General features: G+C 66.2%; 15 protein-coding genes. 10 read left to right on the top strand and 5 right to left on the bottom strand.

The annotated features are described in order from the left end of the window. Positions 1–58 precede the first annotated feature (58 nt). A complete protein-coding gene (locus tag RSPPHO_RS03500) occupies positions 59–520 on the bottom strand; it encodes a RidA family protein (RefSeq protein ID WP_041796479.1) in 462 nt (153 codons plus the stop codon). A 100-nt stretch (positions 521–620) separates the two neighbouring features. Here RSPPHO_RS03500 and serA point away from each other — a divergent pair, with 100 nt between their 5' ends. Next, positions 621–1856 (top strand): phosphoglycerate dehydrogenase, encoded by a 1236-nt coding sequence (gene serA, locus RSPPHO_RS03495; RefSeq protein WP_041793993.1) that lies wholly within the window; start codon positions 621–623, stop codon positions 1854–1856. 51 nt (positions 1857–1907) lie between these two features. Here serA and RSPPHO_RS03490 read toward each other — a convergent pair whose 3' ends face one another. After that, positions 1908–2438, bottom strand: a complete 531-nt coding sequence (locus RSPPHO_RS03490; RefSeq protein ID WP_041793991.1) for a coiled-coil domain-containing protein — start codon at positions 2436–2438, stop codon at positions 1908–1910. A gap of 224 nt (positions 2439–2662) precedes the next feature. On the opposite strand from RSPPHO_RS03490, the gene RSPPHO_RS03485 reads away from it, so the two are divergent. The 5 genes from RSPPHO_RS03485 (at position 2663) to RSPPHO_RS03465 (ending at position 7944) form a co-directional block, all read left to right on the top strand. Further along, positions 2663–3874, top strand: a complete 1212-nt coding sequence (locus RSPPHO_RS03485; protein ID WP_014413897.1) for a bifunctional cobalt-precorrin-7 (C(5))-methyltransferase/cobalt-precorrin-6B (C(15))-methyltransferase — start codon at positions 2663–2665, stop codon at positions 3872–3874. Between the two features lie 123 nt (positions 3875–3997). Next, complete coding sequence (locus RSPPHO_RS03480) at positions 3998–5560, top strand: cobyric acid synthase (RefSeq protein WP_041793985.1); 1563 nt, start codon at positions 3998–4000, stop codon at positions 5558–5560. A gap of 75 nt (positions 5561–5635) precedes the next feature. Further along, complete coding sequence (cobF, locus tag RSPPHO_RS03475; RefSeq protein ID WP_014413895.1) at positions 5636–6394, top strand: precorrin-6A synthase (deacetylating); 759 nt, start codon at positions 5636–5638, stop codon at positions 6392–6394. A 196-nt stretch (positions 6395–6590) separates the two neighbouring features. Then, complete coding sequence (locus RSPPHO_RS03470; protein ID WP_014413894.1) at positions 6591–6800, top strand: DUF3126 family protein; 210 nt, start codon at positions 6591–6593, stop codon at positions 6798–6800. A gap of 46 nt (positions 6801–6846) precedes the next feature. Continuing rightward, positions 6847–7944: a M14 family metallopeptidase gene (locus RSPPHO_RS03465; protein WP_014413893.1), complete on the top strand. Its 1098-nt coding sequence runs from the start codon at positions 6847–6849 to the stop codon at positions 7942–7944. A 62-nt stretch (positions 7945–8006) separates the two neighbouring features. Here the strand turns inward: RSPPHO_RS03465 and RSPPHO_RS03460 are convergent, their stop codons facing one another. From RSPPHO_RS03460 to ettA, 3 genes are all read right to left on the bottom strand, one after another. Next, positions 8007–8729 (bottom strand): PaeR7I family type II restriction endonuclease, encoded by a 723-nt coding sequence (locus tag RSPPHO_RS03460; RefSeq protein ID WP_041793982.1) that lies wholly within the window; start codon positions 8727–8729, stop codon positions 8007–8009. A gap of 33 nt (positions 8730–8762) precedes the next feature. Continuing rightward, positions 8763–10370 carry an Eco57I restriction-modification methylase domain-containing protein gene (locus tag RSPPHO_RS03455; RefSeq protein WP_157879068.1) on the bottom strand — a complete coding sequence of 536 codons (1608 nt, stop codon included), beginning with the start codon at positions 10368–10370 and terminating at the stop codon, positions 8763–8765. A 98-nt stretch (positions 10371–10468) separates the two neighbouring features. Continuing rightward, positions 10469–12148: an energy-dependent translational throttle protein EttA gene (gene ettA / locus RSPPHO_RS03450; RefSeq protein WP_041793980.1), complete on the bottom strand. Its 1680-nt coding sequence runs from the start codon at positions 12146–12148 to the stop codon at positions 10469–10471. A 293-nt stretch (positions 12149–12441) separates the two neighbouring features. On the opposite strand from ettA, the gene parA reads away from it, so the two are divergent. The 4 genes from parA (at position 12442) to RSPPHO_RS03430 (ending at position 16422) form a co-directional block, all read left to right on the top strand. After that, entirely contained in the window at positions 12442–13089 is a 648-nt protein-coding gene (gene parA, locus RSPPHO_RS03445) for a ParA family partition ATPase (protein ID WP_014413889.1), read from the top strand. Positions 13090–13208: 119 nt separating this feature from the next. After that, positions 13209–13985 (top strand): triose-phosphate isomerase, encoded by a 777-nt coding sequence (tpiA, locus tag RSPPHO_RS03440; RefSeq protein ID WP_041793976.1) that lies wholly within the window; start codon positions 13209–13211, stop codon positions 13983–13985. Positions 13986–14024: 39 nt separating this feature from the next. Next, entirely contained in the window at positions 14025–14663 is a 639-nt protein-coding gene (gene secG, locus RSPPHO_RS03435; RefSeq protein WP_014413887.1) for a preprotein translocase subunit SecG, read from the top strand. A 130-nt stretch (positions 14664–14793) separates the two neighbouring features. After that, complete coding sequence (locus RSPPHO_RS03430) at positions 14794–16422, top strand: CTP synthase (protein WP_014413886.1); 1629 nt, start codon at positions 14794–14796, stop codon at positions 16420–16422. The last annotated feature ends 58 nt before the right edge of the window (positions 16423–16480 follow it).

The following is a 16480-nucleotide window of genomic DNA, read 5'->3' as shown; positions in this document are numbered from 1 at the left end:
TGCGCCTCCCCAGCCTTAAAAAAGAGAAGGCTGGGGAGGCGCAGCCTCCCCAGACCCCTCATTCAATCGCGAACAGGCCCTCGACCTCGACGGGCACACCCAAGGGCAAGCTGGCGACACCAACCGCGACGCGGACATGGCGTCCCTTTTCCCGCAGCACCTCGACCATGAGGTCGGAGGCGCCGTTGAGGATCTGGGGATGCTGGGTGAAGCCCGGAACAGCGTTAACGAAACCGGCCAGCCGCACCACTTGGCGCACCCGGTCCAAGCTGCCGCCGCAGGCGACGCGGACCTGGGCTAAGAGGTTGACGGCGCACAGGCGGGCGGCATCGCGCGCCGCCTCAACGCTCACCGTGTCGCCGACCACGCCCACACTCTGCGGCGTGCCGTCGAGAAGCGGCAATTGCCCGGAGACATAAACCAACCCGCCCTGGACCTGCCAAGGAACGTAGTTGGCGACCGGGGCGGCCGGGGTGGGCAAGGTGATTCCCAGGGCTTGCAGACGGGCCTCGACCGACATCGGCGATTCTCCTTGTTTCTCGGGCCAGGGATCCATGATACCCAAGACCGGCGCCGCCCGGCAATCGGGGCGGCGGGCTTGCAGGAAAAAGGGTTCGGTCGTGAGCAATCTGTCGCTGCCCAAGGACAAGATCCGCATTGTCCTTCTGGAGAACATCCACGATACTGCTGTTGCGTACCTCCAGAGCCGGGGCTACCACAACATTGAGCGTCTCAAGGGCGCGCTTGATGGGGACGCCCTGATCGACAAGATCCGCGACGCCCACATGATCGGCATCCGCTCGCGGACCCACCTCACCCGCGAGGTCTTGGACGGCGCCGAAAAGCTCCTGACCGTGGGCTGTTTTTGTATCGGCACCAATCAGGTGGATCTCGACGCCGCCAAGGAAAAGGGCGTTCCCGTCTTTAACGCCCCTTATTCCAACACCCGCTCGGTGGCCGAACTGGTGGTGGCCGAGGCCATCATGCTGATACGCGGCATTCCCCAGCGCAATTGGGGTTGTCACGAAGGCGGCTGGGACAAGTCGGCCGATGGCAGCCACGAGGTGCGCGGCAAGACCCTGGGGCTGGTTGGCTACGGTCACATCGGTTCCCAGGTCTCGGTGCTTGCCGAGTCCTTCGGCATGTCGGTGATCTATTACGATATCGTCGAAAAGCTGGCGATCGGCAATGCCCGGCCCTGCGACAGTCTGACCGCCTTGTTGGAACAGGCCGACGTGGTCAGCCTGCATGTGCCCGACACCCCGGAGACCCGTGGCCTGATCGGGGCCAACGAGATCGCCGCCATGAAACAAGGCGCCCACTTGATCAACGCCTCGCGCGGCCTTGTAGTGGATATCGACGCGCTCGCCACCGCCTTGAAGAGCGAAAAGCTGGCCGGCGCTGCCATCGATGTGTTCCCCAAGGAGCCGGCGTCGGCCAAGGAGATATTTGAAAGCCCGCTGCGCGGTCTGCGCAACGTTCTCCTGACCCCCCATGTCGGCGGCTCGACCGTCGAGGCCCAGGCCGGGATCGGGCGCGAGGTCGCGGAAAAGCTGGTCAAGTACTCGGACGATGGCTCGACCCTGGGCGCGGTCAACTTCCCCGAAGTGGCCTTGCCGCAGCAGGCCAAGGTCACACGGTTCTTGCACATCCACCGCAATGTCCCGGGCGTGATGAGCCAGATCAACGATCTGTTCTCGCGTCACGATATCAATATTAGTGGCCAGTACCTGATGACCGATCCCCAGGTCGGCTATGTGGTGGTGGACGTGCAGAAGGACCTGAAGGCGGGCGAGGGGTTCCGTAAGGCCCTGGCCGCCATTCCCGGCACTTTGCGCTTTCGTTTCCTGAACTAACAAAAAGCAAAAGGCTGGGGAGGCGCGGCCTCCCCAGACCCCGCGGCAGAGTTAGGGCTGGAGGAGCTTGGCCAGTCCCAGCATGCCGCCCAAGACAACGCCGGCGTTGATCAAGACCGCGCCGAAGATCATGCCGACCATCCACTTCAAAATGTCGGCCTTGGCTTCGGCAATCTCGACTTTGACGCTGGCGCGGGTTTCCGCCATCTCCGTCGTGATCCGGGTGTTGGTGGCGGCAATCTGATCGCGCAAGTTTGATCTGGTTTGGGTGATCTCGGCACGCAGGTCGGTTGAGACCTGAGCGATCTCGGCACGGAGATCGACGGTGCTCTGAGCAATTTCGGCGCGCAGGTCGGCGGTGGTCTGGGCGATCTCGGCGCGCAGTTCGGTCGTGACCTGAGCGATCTCTGTGCGCAGGACGGTGGTCGCCTGCGCGAGATCCGCCTTGGTGGCGAGGTCGCTGGTCGAGATCTGTTGGGCTTCACGGATGAGGGCCGTCACGACCTCGGCTTGCGCTTCTGCCATGCCGGTGGCGGTCATGCGCTTGACGTAAGCGTGGGTATCGAGGCCGATGGCGTTCATGAGCAGGATCCTCCCTGACACCGCTATGATGGGGCGCTCCGTCTTGGAACGCAACGGCGGCCCCAGGGCAATCGGGTGACTGGGGCTTCTGGCGGGGCAAAGACGAAAAGAAACAGGCTGGGGAGGCGCGGCCTCCCCAGACCCCACCTTCCCTGTATGCCCGCGCTTGCCCTGGCCCGCGCTCTGCCGTAATCACCACCCGGCGCAAACGGGAGGAAACGGCGATGACGGCATGGCTGACGCTGGTCGGGCTGGGCGAGGACGGCTGGGAGGGCTTGGGCGAGCCGGCCCGCCGGGCTGTGCGCGAGGCTCGCTTGGTTTTGGGCGGCGAGCGGCACCTCAAGCTGATCCCCGCGTGGGACGGGCAGGAGCGCGCCGCGTGGCCCCATCCCTTTACCACCGCCTTAGAGAACCTGCTGGCCCGGCGCGGCTCACCGGTGTGCGTGCTGGCCTCGGGCGATCCTATGCACTATGGCCTGGGCGCCACTTTGGCCCGCTCGCTCGACGAGGGGGAGATGCGGGTATTCTCGGCGCCGTCGTCCTTCGCCCTGGCTGCCGCTCGCCTGGGCTGGGCGATGCAAGACTGCGTGCCCCTGACCGTGCATGGCCGGCCGCTGGCCCTGGTCCAGCCCCATCTGGTGCAAGGCGCTCGGCTGCTGATCTTGAGTGAAAACGGCGCGACCCCAGCAGCACTGGCCCAGATGTTGGTGGAACGGGGCTTTGGCGCGAGTGGGCTGACGGTGTTGGAGCACATGGGCGGTCCCTTGGAGCGCCGGGTTGACGGCACGGCGGCCACCTGGGCCCACCCCGAGGGGGCAGCGCTCAATGTGGTGGGGGTGCGGGTGGTGGCCGATCCCGGGGCAAGCAGCGGCTGGTCCACCCTGGCCGGCCTGCCCGAGGAGGCCTTCCATCACGATGGCCAGATTACCAAGCGCGATGTACGGGCGATGACCTTGGCCCATCTGGGGCCCCGCCCGGGCGAGCTGTTGTGGGACGTGGGGGCCGGCTGCGGGTCGATTGGCATTGAGTGGATGCGCGCTCATCCCCGCTGCCGGGCTATCGCCATCGAGGACCGGGCCGACCGCCGCACCCATATCGAGATCAACCGCGATCGCCTGGGAGTCCCTGGGTTACAGATCGTAGCCGGCAGCGCGCCAGCAGCCTTGGCCGGGCTGGCGCCTCCTGACGCTATCTTTATCGGCGGCGGCCTGACCGATGAAGGAGTGTTCGACGCCTGCTGGGCGGCCTTGCCGCTCGGAGGACGCTTGGTAGCCAATGCGGTGACCTTGCAAAGCGAGGCGCGGGTCGCGGCGCTGCATGATCGCCTGGGCGGGACACTCACCCGGGTGGCGGTGGCCCAGGCCCGACCGCTGGGCGGCTTTGACGGCTGGCGCTGTGCCATGCCAGTGACGATTTTTACCGTTACCAAAGTTTAAGGCCGCGCGACGGCCGATCAGAGAGAAACAGGACGGAGGGGTCTGGGGAGGCAAGCCTCCCCAGCCTTCCCTTTTTTGACTCCCAAGAGGCCCTGAGCCTCTCTTGTGTAAAGGGGTTGGGTGATGCCTGTACCGCCGTTGCCGTCCGATCTGCCCACCGTGCCCGCCCTGGGGCCCCGGCGGGCTCGCGCCTTGATGATCCAGGGCACCAGTTCCGACGTGGGCAAAAGCATGCTCGTCGCTGGCTTGTGCCGGGCCTATACCCGGCGCGGTCTGGCGGTGCGGCCGTTCAAGGCCCAGAACATGAGCAACAACGCCGCCATCGCCCAGGACAGCGACGCCCCTCCGGGACCCGATGGCAGCGTGGTCAAGGGCGAGATCGGCCGGGCCCAGGCCTTGCAGGCCCGAGCCTGCGGCGTGGTGCCCTCTATCCACATGAACCCGGTGCTGCTCAAGCCCCAGACCGAAATCGGCTCGCAGGTGGTGCTGCGCGGTCGGGTGCTGGGCAACTGCCCGGCCCGCGAATACCACCTGATGCGCCGCTCGTTGATGCCGGCGGTTCTCGACAGCTTCTATCGCCTGACCACCGAGGCCGATTTGGTGCTGGTCGAAGGGGCGGGCAGCGGGGCCGAGGTGTATTTGCGCAGCACCGACATCACCAACATGCGTTTGGCCGAGTCCGCCGACCTGCCGGTGATCTTTTTGTCCGACATCGACCGGGGCGGTACCATGGGGGCGATTGTCGGCAGTCATGCCCTGTTGAGTGCCCCCGATCGCGAACGGGTGGTGGGCTATCTGATCAACAAGTTTCGCGGCGACTGGTCGATCTTTGAGCCGGCCTGCGCGACCATCACCCAGCATACCGGTTGGCCGTGCCTGGGCATGCTGCGCTGGTTCCCCGAGGCCGACCGCCTGCCGGCCGAGGACTCCCTAGCCTTGGAGCGTCCGGTTGATGGCGGCGGGCGCGGTCTGGTGATCTCGGTGCCGCGTTTGCTGCGCACCGCCAACTTTGATGACCTGGATCCCCTGTCGGCCGAACCCGGAGTGGAATTGCGCTGGGTGCAGCCGGGCCAGCCGATCTTGGCCGATACCGATGTGGTGATCCTGCCGGGTTCTAAGGCGACCCGTACCGATCTGGCGTACTTGCGCGAAAACGGCTGGGACATCGACATCCAGGCCCATGTCCGGCGCGGCGGCCGGGTGGTGGGCTTGTGTGCGGGGTATCAGATGCTGGGCCGGGTACTGCGCGATCCCGACGGCCTCGAGGGACCAGCCGGCGAGACCCCGGGCCTGGGGCTGCTCGATCTGGAGACCACCATCGGCCGGGAAAAGACCCTGATCGACATGGACGTCACCGACACCCTGAGCGGCTGCCGCGTCACCGGCTACGAAATGCACATGGGCCGGACCCAGGGTCCCGGCTTGGCCCGGCCTTGGCTGCGGCTTGACGACGGCCAGGGTCTGGTGCGCGACGAGGGGGCCGTGTCGGCCGATGGCCGGGTGATGGGGGGCTATGTGCATGGTGTTTTCTGTGCCGATGCCTTCCGCTCTCATTGGTTGGGCTTGGTGGGAGCGCGGGCGTCGGCGTTGGACTATGAACACCGGGTTGAAGCGGCGCTCGACGCGCTGGCCGACCATATCGAGGCCAGTCTCGATCTTGATGCCCTGCTGGCTCTCGCACGGTAAGAGCAAAAGAAGGAAAGGCTGGGGAGGCGCGGCCTCCCCAGACCCCTCGTTTCCATCGACAAGGCAACAGCATTCATGAAAACCGTTCATTTGATCGGCATCGGTCCCGGGGACCCGGAGATGGTGACCGTGCAGGCTATCAACACCATGAAGACTGTGGATGTCTTCTTTCTGCTGGAGAAAGCCGGGCGCGGTAAAGAATCATTGCTGGCGGTGCGCCGGGACATTCTGGAGCGCTATGCCGGTGAGCGGCCCTACCGGGTGGTGACGGCGGCCAGCCCGCAGCGCAACCGCGAAAACCCCAATTATGCCGAAGGGGTGATCGAGTGGCGCGACGAGCGGCTGACGATCATTGGCGACCTGATCGCCAACGAACTGACCGAGGGTCAGGTCGGGGCCTTCCTGGTCTGGGGCGACCCTTCTTTGTATGATGGGATGATCGAATCCCTGTCGTTGTTGCAGCGCCAGGGGCGGCAGGATTTCGACTTTACCGTGATTCCTGGGATCACCTCGGTGCAGGTGCTCACCGCGCGCCATCGCATCCCGCTCAACCGGATCGCCGAGACCATCACCATCACTACCGGTCGCTTGCTGGAGGATGTGGCTCCGGCGGATGTGACCAACGCTGTGGTGATGCTCGATTCCCGTCAGGCTTTTCGTCGCTTCGCCGAGACCGGCCACGAGGTCTATTGGGGCGCCTTGCTGGGCAGCCCGGACGAGCGCCTGATTGCTGGGCCGGTGGCCGAGGTGGCTGATGCCATCGAGGGTGAGTTGGAGGCCGTGCGGGCGCAGAACGGTTGGGTGATGGATACGTATATTTTGCGTAAGCCGTAAGGCAGGAAAAGCAAGGCTGGGGAGGCGCGGCCTCCCCAGACCCCTCGTTGCCTGGGGCCTGACGAGCGTGGGGTCTGGGGAGGCCGCGCCTCCCCAGCCTTCCCTTTCAAACCAACCGGCGCCCCGAAAATCATTGTCGCCGCCCCCGCCGACGCCTACCCTCTGCACCTGATTCGTTAGGGAAGGAACGCTGTTAATGACGCCCGCAGAAGTACGGAAGGTTGAGGCTTATCTGCGTCGCACCTTCGGCCACGATGGCCTGACGGTGACGCCGCCCCCTGGCAAGAGCAAGGGCTCGTGCGAGGTGGCCATTGATGGGGAGTTCATCGGCACCATCAATCGCGACGAGGACGAGGGGGAAGTCTCTTACGCCTTCAACATGGTGATCCTCGATATGGATCTCTAACAGTCTCTCCTCGGTCTCGCGGCGGCGGGGAAAGAAGGGGAACGAGATGGCCAGAACCCGCAAGATCGCTCTGCCCCCCACCGACCCGGGGACCGATCGCTTTCTCATCGTGCAGGAGTGGGGCGAGACCGGCCCAACCGCCTACCTTCAGGCCGGTCTGCACGCCGACGAGCCCCCCGGTCGCTTGGTCTTGCACCATTTGGCGGCCCTGCTGGCCGACGCCGAGCGCGACGGACGCCTGAGCGGCCGGGTGATCTTGGTGCCCATCGCCAACCCCGTGGGGCTTGGGCAGCGCCTGCGCGACGGTCTGTCTGGGCGCTTTCACTTCGACACCGGGGTGAACTTCAATCGCCTGCATCTTGATCTTGAGGCCGCCCTTACGGCCGCGCTGCCGTCCACCGGACCGTTGGCCGTGGCCGAGGGGCGGCGCGCCTTGCGACAGGCTTGGGCGGCGCGGCCCCAGCCGGTGGAAGAGTCGGCGGCCCTCAAGCATCTCTTGTTTGGCTTGGCCCTCGATGCCGATCTGGTTTTGGATCTGCACTGCGATAGCGAGGCCATCTTGCATGTCTACGGCGCGGCCAGCCAAGCGGCGGCGGTGCGCGAGATTGCCGCTTTTGTTGGGGCGCCGGTGGTGCTGCTGGCCGATACCTCCGGCGACCGCCCCTTTGACGAGGCCCTTTCCGCTCCCTGGGGTGCGGTGCGCGAGCGTCTGGCACCGGGCGAGTTTGGCACGGTGGCGGTGACCCTTGAGCTGCGCGGCGCCACCGACGTAGACGATACCCTGGCACGGGCCGATGCCTTGGCCTTGCTGGCCTTGTTGGCCCGCTATGGCATCGTGCGCGACGCCTCCCCGGTTCCTGTGTTTGCCGGCCAGAGTGGACCTTTGGAGGGCGTGGACATGATTGCCGCGCCGTGCCCTGGTTTGGTGATTTATGGCGCCGCTCTTGGCGAACGCGTGGCGGCGGGGGCGGTGGTGGCCGAGGTGCTTGATGCCGAGGGGCGGCGCCATCCGGTGGTGTCCCGGGCGTCTGGCGTGGTGTTCGCCCGGCTGTCTCGTCGGCTGGTGCGTCCTGGGGACATTATCGTCAAGGTCGCGGGAGAGGAGCCGTTGGCGCATCGTCAGGGGGTGTTGTTGACGGCGTGAGAAAAAGGAAGGCTGGGGAGGCTGGCCTCCCCAGACCCCTCATTGCCTGGGGCCTTCCCTTCCTACCCAAGCGCCTGCGCCGCCGCGTGCCCGGCCAACGCCGCCAGAAAAGCCCGCAAGCTGGTCTCAGGGCTGAGATCGCGGTAGCTGTCCGTGTCACGCGGGCTGGCCATCACCCCGGCCGCCGTATAAAGCCGCTCTTGCATCAGGCGTTGGCACAGCACGGTATAGCGCTCCAGGTAGGAGGCGCCGGTGAAGGCGGGATCAAGCGGAAAGTGGGGGCAGGTGTCGCGCACCGGCGCGCGCGAGCCCGGGGCGTCCTCCACCAGCATCAGCCAGCCGACAAAGGGTCGGGCCCCCGGGCCAAACGCGCCCTCGCGGCACGCCGTCCAAAGATCCAGGGCCGTGCCGATCGCCTCCTCACAGCGGTTGTTGAAGTTGCTGCTGAACGACGGCCCGGCCTGACTCTTGAACTCCAGGGCAGCGATCAACCGCTTTTCCTGAAAGATCAGCACATCCCATTGCTTGGTGGCGCGGAAGTGGCCGGGCAGGGTGAGCAAAGCGCGTTGGCGGTGGACCAAGGCATCGCCAAGGCCATTGGCCCGCACCAAATCGGTGACGAGATCGACAAAGGCATCCATGTTCTTGCCGGCGGTGACACCGGCCCGCTCACCCTGATCGCGGCTGCCGCCTTCTTGCTGGCGGGCGTGGGCGTAGCCTCGGGCCTGCCAGAAGGCGCGCACCGCAGCGCGGGCCCGCCCCTCATACGCGACAAGATCGAGCATGCTCCCTCCCCTGAAAACCGTGCACAAAAAAGGTCAGGAGGGGTCTGGGGAGGCCAGCCTCCCCAGCCTTCCCATCACCTGCCGCTCGCTTCGAGTCATCTCATAGACCGCGCCCACCGCCTCGTGGTCGCCCTCGGTCAAGCGCCGCCGCAGGGCCTCGTCCACGCTTTCCCAACGCGGCAGGCGGATGCGCCGAAGATACTGGGCCTGAAACCGCAAGAAATCACCGCGCAGGCGAGGCGAATAGGCGCCGACGAACAGGGAGGCGATGCCAGCCGACAACACGGTGCGCAAGGCTCGCAAATCCCAGGTGTCGCTGGTTAGGTGATAAAGGTTGTGATGAGGATAATACCGCCCTTCCTCCAAGACGATGTGGGCCGACCCCTTGATGTCGGGGATCAGGAGCTTGGGTCGCGTGGTGAGGCTCGCGTGCAGGCGGTCGATGGGGCGATACCAAGCAGCGGGCTGGCGCTTGGCGACATGGCGGGCGCTCAGGCGGGCGCGGTGGCGCTCCAGGTAGGCGGCCAGCCGGGGATAGGCGGCGAGGGGGACCAGGGTCTCGCCGGTGGCAAAGGGATTGACGACGCCAAGGCCGCGCCACGCCACCCGCCCTTCCACCAGATCGCGGGTCATCACCAGGGGCAGCTTGCAGGCGGGCTCGACGTCGAGGCTGTCGTAGGGCGCGATGAACACCGCATCGGCCCCGGTAGCCACGCCGATGCCGACGGCGACCCCGGCCTCTTCCAGCGGGGGAAACGCGGCTTCCAGGCGGCGGACCAGAGCCGTTTGGTCGGCGTGGCCGAGGATCCACGGCGCCTTGCCGCGTCCGCTCTCCTCCACCTCCTGCACGGGCGGGCGGGGCGTGGGCGCCGTCAGGGCGCGGGCTAGAGGCCGCAGGACCTCGGGGGTGGCGGCCGGGCGATGGGCCAGACGGGTGGGACCCGGGGTCTCGCGGCTGAGAATGGTCACGGCCGGATAGGCGATGACCGGCGCCAGAAAGGCATCGGTGTCGGTCATGTCCACCACCACCTTCAGCCGGTAGTCGCGGCTGACCAGGGCCCGCAGCGGGCCGCCGTAGCGGTTTTTCATCCAGCGGTCGGCGCAGATGAAGCCCAGATGGCCGCCCGGGGCCAGCAGGCTCAAGGCGCGTTCGTAAAAAGGCACGTAGAGGTCGGCGCGATCGTACAAGGTCTTGTAGCGCGCGCGGTAGGCGGCCAAGCGCTGGGGGTCCAGCCGCTCCTGGCGGACATAGGGGGGGTTGCCCACCACACTCTCGAACGGTCCGGCCAGCGGCTCCAGCAGGAAATCCCCCTCGCGGATCCAGTGGCCGGCGAGGTCGCGGGCCACGCCCGGGGGATGGCCGTGGACTTCCAAAACAGCGGCGACGCGCTGGCGGGCCAGGGCGGCGGTTGGGCCGTGCAGTTCCATGCCGGTGATCAGGGGGGCCAGGGCTTCGGCCGACAGTGAGCCCGCCGTGGCCAGCAGGCGTTCGACGAGGGGGACGATGAAATCGCCCTCGCCGACCGCCGGCTCCAGCACGTGGCGTTGCTCTAGGGCGTGGTCGGTGGTGTAGCCGACCAGATCGAGAATGAACTCGACCACAGCCCGCTTTGTAAAAAACGCACCACGCTCCAGACTCACACTGGGGACTTTCTCATGGGGGAGGGAGCATCGCACGGGATAAGAAACAAGGCTGGGGAGGCGTGGCCTCCCCAGGCCCCTCGGTTTTGGGGGAGTCCTTAGCGCGACAGGGGCTTGTACTTGATCCGGTGCGGTTGGTCGGCATCGGCGCCCAGGCGGCGCTTCTTGTCCTCTTCATAGGACTCGAAGTTGCCCTCGAACCATTCCACGTGGGAATCGCCCTCGAAGGCGAGGATGTGGGTGGCGATGCGATCGAGGAACCAGCGATCGTGCGAGATGACCACGGCGCAGCCGGCGAATTCCAGAAGGGCTTCTTCCAGGGCGCGCAGGGTTTCCACGTCGAGGTCGTTGGTCGGTTCGTCGAGCAGCAGGACGTTAGCGCCCGACTTCAGCATCTTGGCCAAGTGGACGCGGTTGCGCTCACCGCCCGAGAGCAGGCCCACCTTCTTTTGCTGGTCGGCGCCCTTGAAGTTGAACTGGCCGACATAGGCGCGGCTCGGGATCTTGCGCTTGCCCAGTTCCAGTTCGTCGAGGCCGTCGGAGATTTCCTGCCAGACGGTCTTGGTGGCATCCAGGGCGTCGCGGCTCTGATCGACATAGCCCAGGCGCACGGTCTCACCGACCCGGATCAAGCCCTTGTCCGGGGTGTCCTGGCCGGTGATCATGCGAAACAAGGTGGTCTTACCGGCACCGTTGGCACCGATGACGCCGACAATGCCGCCGGGCGGCAGGCGGAAGGACAGATCGTCGATGAGCAGGCGATCGCCAAAGCCCTTGCACAGGCCCTCGGCCTCGATGACCACACCGCCCAGGCGCTCGGCCACGGGGATGACGATCTGGGCCATTTCCTGCTTTTGCATTCCGGCTTCGGCAACCAAGGATTCGTAGGCCGACACACGGGCCTTGCTCTTCGCTTGGCGCGCCTTGGGCGACTGACGGATCCACTCCAGTTCGCGGGCGATGACCTTCTGGCGCGCCCCTTCCTCGCGGGACTCCTGCTCCAGACGCTTTTGCTTGTTCTCCAGGTAGGTGGAGTAGTTGCCCTCGTAGGGAATGCCGCGGCCGCGGTCGATTTCGAGAATCCAGCCGGCCACGTTGTCGAGGAAGTAGCGATCGTGGGTGACGGCCACCACGGTGCCCGGGTATTCGTGCAAGAACCGCTCCAGCCAGCCCACCGACTCGGCGTCGAGGTGGTTGGTCGGTTCGTCGAGCAGCAGCATGTCGGGGCGCGAGAGCAGCAGGCGGCACAGGGCCACGCGGCGCCGCTCGCCGCCCGAGAGCTTGGTCACGTCGGCATCGCCGGCCGGGCAGCGCAGGGCGTCCATGGCGATTTCGACCTGACGCTGGAGGTCCCAGCCGTCGGCGGCGTCGATCTTTTCTTGCAGTTCGCCCTGTTCGGCGATGAGGGCATTCATCTCATCGTCGTCGCTGACCTCGGCGAACTTGGCGCTGACCTCTTCAAAGCGATCGAGGAGCGTCTTGAGCGGCCCAACGCCGTCCATGATGTTGCCCATCACGTCCTTGGCCGGATCCAACTCCGGCTCCTGGGACAAGTAGCCAACGCGCACGCCCTCGGCGGCCCAGGCCTCGCCGCCAATATCGGTATCCAGACCGGCCATGATCCGCAGCACGGTCGATTTACCGGCGCCGTTGGGGCCCAGCACGCCGATCTTCGCTCCGGGAAGAAAAGCCAGGGTCAGGTCTTTGAGGATTTCCCGCCCTCCGGGATAAACCTTGCTCAGGTTCTTCATGACGAAGATGTACTGGTAGGAAGCCATGGACCGCTCCGGCTCGTGTTCGGGATAAAAATGAAAAGCGTGGTGCCGTTGTAGCCCACCCCCCGACCCGATGCAACGGACCCCCCGGGACGGAGGGGAGAAGGAAGAAGGCTGGGGAGGCGGGCCTCCCCAGACCCCTGCGTTCCTGGGGCCAAAGTGAACGAGGGGTCTGGGGAGGCCCGCCTCCCCAGCCTTCTCTTCTTCCTCTCCCCAAATAATCGTTTTTGTCTTCCTCCAAGCTTGCGTAGCCTCAAGCCCCGACATCCCTCGGGGACACCGCGAGAGAGGGGCCGATGACCGCGCGCATCATCACCATTGCCCAGCAAAAGGGCGGGGCGGGCAAGACCACCCTCGCCATCCATCTCGCCGTCGCCCTGCGGGAACGCGGTCCGCGCGTCGCCCTGATCGACATCGATCCTCAAGGCAGCCTGAGCGCCTGGCATGCCCAGCGCTGCCGCACCTTAGGGGCGGAGGCCGGGGGCTTGGGCCTCTCCGACATCGCCGGCTGGCGCCTGGGCCCCGAACTGGACCGGCTCAAGACCGCCGCCGACCTGATCGTGATCGACACCCCGCCCCACGCCGAAACCGAAGCCCGCGCCGCCGTGCGCGTCGCCCACCTGCTGCTGATTCCGCTGCAACCGAGCCCGATGGATCTGTGGGCCAGCGCCGCCACCGTGGCGCTCGCGCAAAAGGAGAAGGTGACACCGCTGGTGGTCCTCAACCGGGTTCCGCCGCGCGGCCGTCTGCCCGGGGTGATCGAGGAGCGCCTGAAGGCCGACGCCTTGCCGCTGTGCTCCGCGCGGCTTGGCAACCGCACCGCCTTTGCCGCCAGCGTACTGGAAGGCTTGGGCGTGGTCGAAAGCGAGCCAACGGGCACCGCCGCCAAGGAAATCCGAGCCCTCACCGCCGAGGTGTTGAACCGTCTGGGCCGCCCCGACTAAGGCCCCGAGGGGTCTGGGGAGGCCGCACCTCCCCAGCCTTTCCTTTTTTGCCGCCTGCCCCTCTTTTGTGCTAAGAAGATTTTTTATATTCCTCAAAAAAAGACAGGAGAGCGTTGTCCATGATCGCACGTCGCCCGCTGATCGCCGGAAACTGGAAGATGAACGGCCTGAAGGCCGAGGCCCGCGCCCTGGCCGAGGCGATGGCGGCGCGCTTCAACAGCGTGGGGTCGGTGGGCTTTGACATGCTGTTGTGCCCGCCCTTTCCGGTGATTGGCACGGTGGTGGGGGCGGTGGCCGGCACCGGGATCGCGGTCGGGGGGCAGGACTGCCATGCCAAGGTGTCAGGCGCCCATACCGGCGACGTCTCGGCCGCTATGCTGGCCGACCAGGGCTGTCAGTTCGTGATTGTCGGCCACTCGGAGCGGCGCGCCGATCATGGCGAGAGCGATGCCCAGGTGCGCGCCAAGGCCGAGGCCGCCCTGGCCGCCGGGTTGGTCGCCGTGATCTGTGTCGGCGAGACCGAGGCCCAGCGCGATGCCGGCCAGACCCTGCGGGTGGTCGAGACCCAGTTGGAAGGCTCGCTACCGGCCGGCGCTACGGCGCAGACTGTGGTCATCGCCTATGAGCCCGTCTGGGCCATCGGCACCGGGCGCACGCCGACTCTCAACGACGTGGCCCAGGTGCATGGGGCGATCCGGGCCAAGGTGGCGCGGGTGCTGTCGGCCGAGGCGGCGGCCGAGATGCGGGTGCTTTATGGGGGGTCGGTCAAACCCGACAACGCCCGCGCCCTGCTGGGCTTGGCCGATGTCGATGGCGCGTTGGTCGGCGGCGCCAGCCTCAAGGCCGAAGATTTTTGGGCCATCGGCTGCGCCACTCCCGGCCCGGACGCCGACTGATCTCTCGGTCCTTGAGAGGGGGGGCAGAAGTTTTTTKTCTTGCCTCTGGTCAAGGAAGGCGCGCCGGGCTACAACGACCCAGCACGGCGCGCCCAGATCGGGGCGCCGCCTCCGGCTGGATTTTTGTCCGGCCCAAAGTTCGTCACGGTCAGGGTTCCGCCGCCGCGCGGTCGGACCCCCAAGGGGCACTGTACGCGCATGATTACGGTCATCCTGGTCATCCATCTCATTATCGCCATCGCCATGGTTGCTCTTATTTTGTTGCAGCGGGCGGAAGGTGGCGCGCTGGGCATCGGCGGCGGCGGGGGTGGGTTGATGACCGGACGGCAGGCCGGCAACCTGCTCACCCGTTTGACCGGTCTGTTGGCCGCGGCTTTCATGATCACCAGTCTGGCGTTGGCCATGCTGTCGGGGCATCATAATAAGGAGTCGGGTCGCTCATCGGTGCTCGACGGGGCCGAGGTGCCCATGACCCCGCCGGCCACGCCGGCCCTCCCGGCTCCGCCCGTGGCGACCGATGCCGTTCCGGCCCCTGCCTCGCCGGCTCCCGCTTCGGAGACCGCCGCGCCGCAGACCGCCCCGAGCGCCCCGGTGAGCGAGGCGGCTCCTGTCGCCCCCGCGACCGAAGCCGCTCCCGCGCCGGGATCGTCCGGCACGCCGGCGCCGCAGGGTCAGTAAGGCCGGGTGCGTCAAGATCCGGTCCCTGCCCTGGGGTGGGGACCACCAAATCATCGCTTTCCAGAGGGTGCCCCCGGGTGGGATGGCGCCCCTGGTGACGTTCCGAGTTTAGGTCAGCGGGCTTGCGGACATGACACGCTTTATTTTCATCACCGGTGGTGTGGTCTCTTCCCTGGGCAAGGGGCTGGCCTCGGCGGCGCTTGGCGCCTTGTTGCAAGCCCGGGGCTACCGGGTGCGGCTGCGCAAGCTCGACCCGTATCTCAACGTGGATCCGGGAACCATGAGCCCGACCCAGCACGGCGAGGTGTTCGTGACCGACGACGGGGCCGAAACCGACCTCGACCTCGGGCACTACGAGCGCTTTACCGGGGTGGCAGCGCGGCGCGGCGATAACGTGACCACGGGCCGCATCTATTCCGATGTCATTGCCCGCGAGCGGCGTGGCGACTACCTGGGCAAGACGGTCCAGGTCATCCCGCATGTGACCGACGCCATCAAGGCCTTCGCCACCGCCGACGTGGAAGACGAAGACTTTGTGTTGTGCGAGATTGGCGGCACGGTTGGCGACATCGAAAGCCTTCCCTTCCTCGAAGCCATCCGCCAGTTGCGCAACGAGATGGGCGCCGAGCGCGCCATGATCATCCATCTCACCTTGTTGCCCTACATTCCCTCGGCCGGTGAACTCAAGACCAAGCCGACCCAGCACTCGGTCAAGGAGCTGTTGAGCGTCGGCATCCAGCCCGATGTCTTGATGTGTCGCTCCGACCGCCCGATCCCCGAGGCCGAGCGGGCCAAGATCGCCCTGTTTTGCAACGTGCGGCCCGAGGCGGTGATCCCGGCCTTGGATGTGGACACTATTTATCAGGTGCCGGTCAGCTATCACGCGCAAGGGCTTGATATTCAGGTGTGTCGCTACTTCCGCTTGCCCCAAGATGCGGCGCTGGACCTGTCGCGCTGGCATGGCATCGTGGACCGGGTGCGCAATCCCGAGGGCGGGGTGACCATCGCTGTGGTCGGCAAGTACACCAGCTTGATCGACAGCTACAAGTCGCTGGCCGAGGCGCTGGTTCATGGTGGCATCGCCAACAATGTGAAAGTGCGGCTGACCTGGATCGATAGCCAGATTTTCGAGCGCGAAGATACCGTGTTGCACCTGGAAGGGGTGCATGGCATCCTCGTGCCGGGCGGCTTTGGCGAGCGCGGCTCCGAGGGCATGATCAACGCCGCCCGTTTTGCTCGCGAGCGCGACGTGCCCTATCTTGGGATCTGTTTTGGCATGCAGATGGCCGTCATCGAGTTCGCTCGCCACAAGGCCGGGCTGACCGAGGCCGGATCGTCCGAGTTCGGCGAGCAAACGGCCCCCCTGGTCGGCCTGATGACCGAGTGGACCCGGGGCAACGAGCGGGTCGAACGCACCCAAGACGGCGATCTGGGCGGCACCATGCGTTTGGGCGCCTATCCCTGCCATCTGGTGCCCGGGACGCGGGCTCGGGAAATTTATGGTCGGGACGTGATTTCCGAGCGGCACCGCCATCGCTACGAAGTCAACATTGACTATCGGGAAACCCTGGAAGCGGCGGGGCTGGTGTTTTCCGGGTTGTCGCCGGACGGGGTGTTGCCCGAGATTGTTGAAATTCCTGGGCATTCGTGGTTCGTCGGCGTGCAGTTTCACCCGGAGCTGAAGTCCAAGCCGTTTGATCCGCATCCCTTGTTTACGTCTTTTGTTCAGGCGGCGGTGGCGAAGTCCCGGTTGGTTTAAGGGCAGAGAGATAGGCTGGGGAGGCGGGGCCTCCCCAGGCCCCTCCGTCCCGAGAGGG

Origin of the sequence: Pararhodospirillum photometricum DSM 122, from assembly GCF_000284415.1 — a bacterium.
GTDB classification, from domain to species: Bacteria; Pseudomonadota; Alphaproteobacteria; order Rhodospirillales; family Rhodospirillaceae; genus Pararhodospirillum; species Pararhodospirillum photometricum.
Note: the sequence above shows the minus strand (reverse complement) of the source record. Positions and strands in the feature narration are given on the sequence as shown.

Excerpts from the sequence above, each read along its gene's own strand:
- RSPPHO_RS03470 (WP_014413894.1), top strand. The coding sequence starts at position 6,591 with ATGACGCCCGCAGAAGTACGGAAGGTTGAGGCTTATCTGCGTCGCACC.
- cobF (WP_014413895.1), top strand. The coding sequence starts at position 5,636 with ATGAAAACCGTTCATTTGATCGGCATCGGTCCCGGGGACCCGGAGATG.
- RSPPHO_RS03465 (WP_014413893.1), top strand. The coding sequence starts at position 6,847 with ATGGCCAGAACCCGCAAGATCGCTCTGCCCCCCACCGACCCGGGGACC.
- parA (WP_014413889.1), top strand. The coding sequence starts at position 12,442 with ATGACCGCGCGCATCATCACCATTGCCCAGCAAAAGGGCGGGGCGGGC.
- RSPPHO_RS03500 (WP_041796479.1), bottom strand. The coding sequence starts at position 520 with ATGTCGGTCGAGGCCCGTCTGCAAGCCCTGGGAATCACCTTGCCCACC.
- RSPPHO_RS03430 (WP_014413886.1), top strand. The coding sequence starts at position 14,794 with ATGACACGCTTTATTTTCATCACCGGTGGTGTGGTCTCTTCCCTGGGC.
- RSPPHO_RS03460 (WP_041793982.1), bottom strand. The coding sequence starts at position 8,729 with ATGCTCGATCTTGTCGCGTATGAGGGGCGGGCCCGCGCTGCGGTGCGC.
- RSPPHO_RS03485 (WP_014413897.1), top strand. The coding sequence starts at position 2,663 with ATGACGGCATGGCTGACGCTGGTCGGGCTGGGCGAGGACGGCTGGGAG.
- RSPPHO_RS03480 (WP_041793985.1), top strand. The coding sequence starts at position 3,998 with ATGCCTGTACCGCCGTTGCCGTCCGATCTGCCCACCGTGCCCGCCCTG.
- RSPPHO_RS03490 (WP_041793991.1), bottom strand. The coding sequence starts at position 2,438 with ATGAACGCCATCGGCCTCGATACCCACGCTTACGTCAAGCGCATGACC.
- tpiA (WP_041793976.1), top strand. The coding sequence starts at position 13,209 with ATGATCGCACGTCGCCCGCTGATCGCCGGAAACTGGAAGATGAACGGC.
- ettA (WP_041793980.1), bottom strand. The coding sequence starts at position 12,148 with ATGGCTTCCTACCAGTACATCTTCGTCATGAAGAACCTGAGCAAGGTT.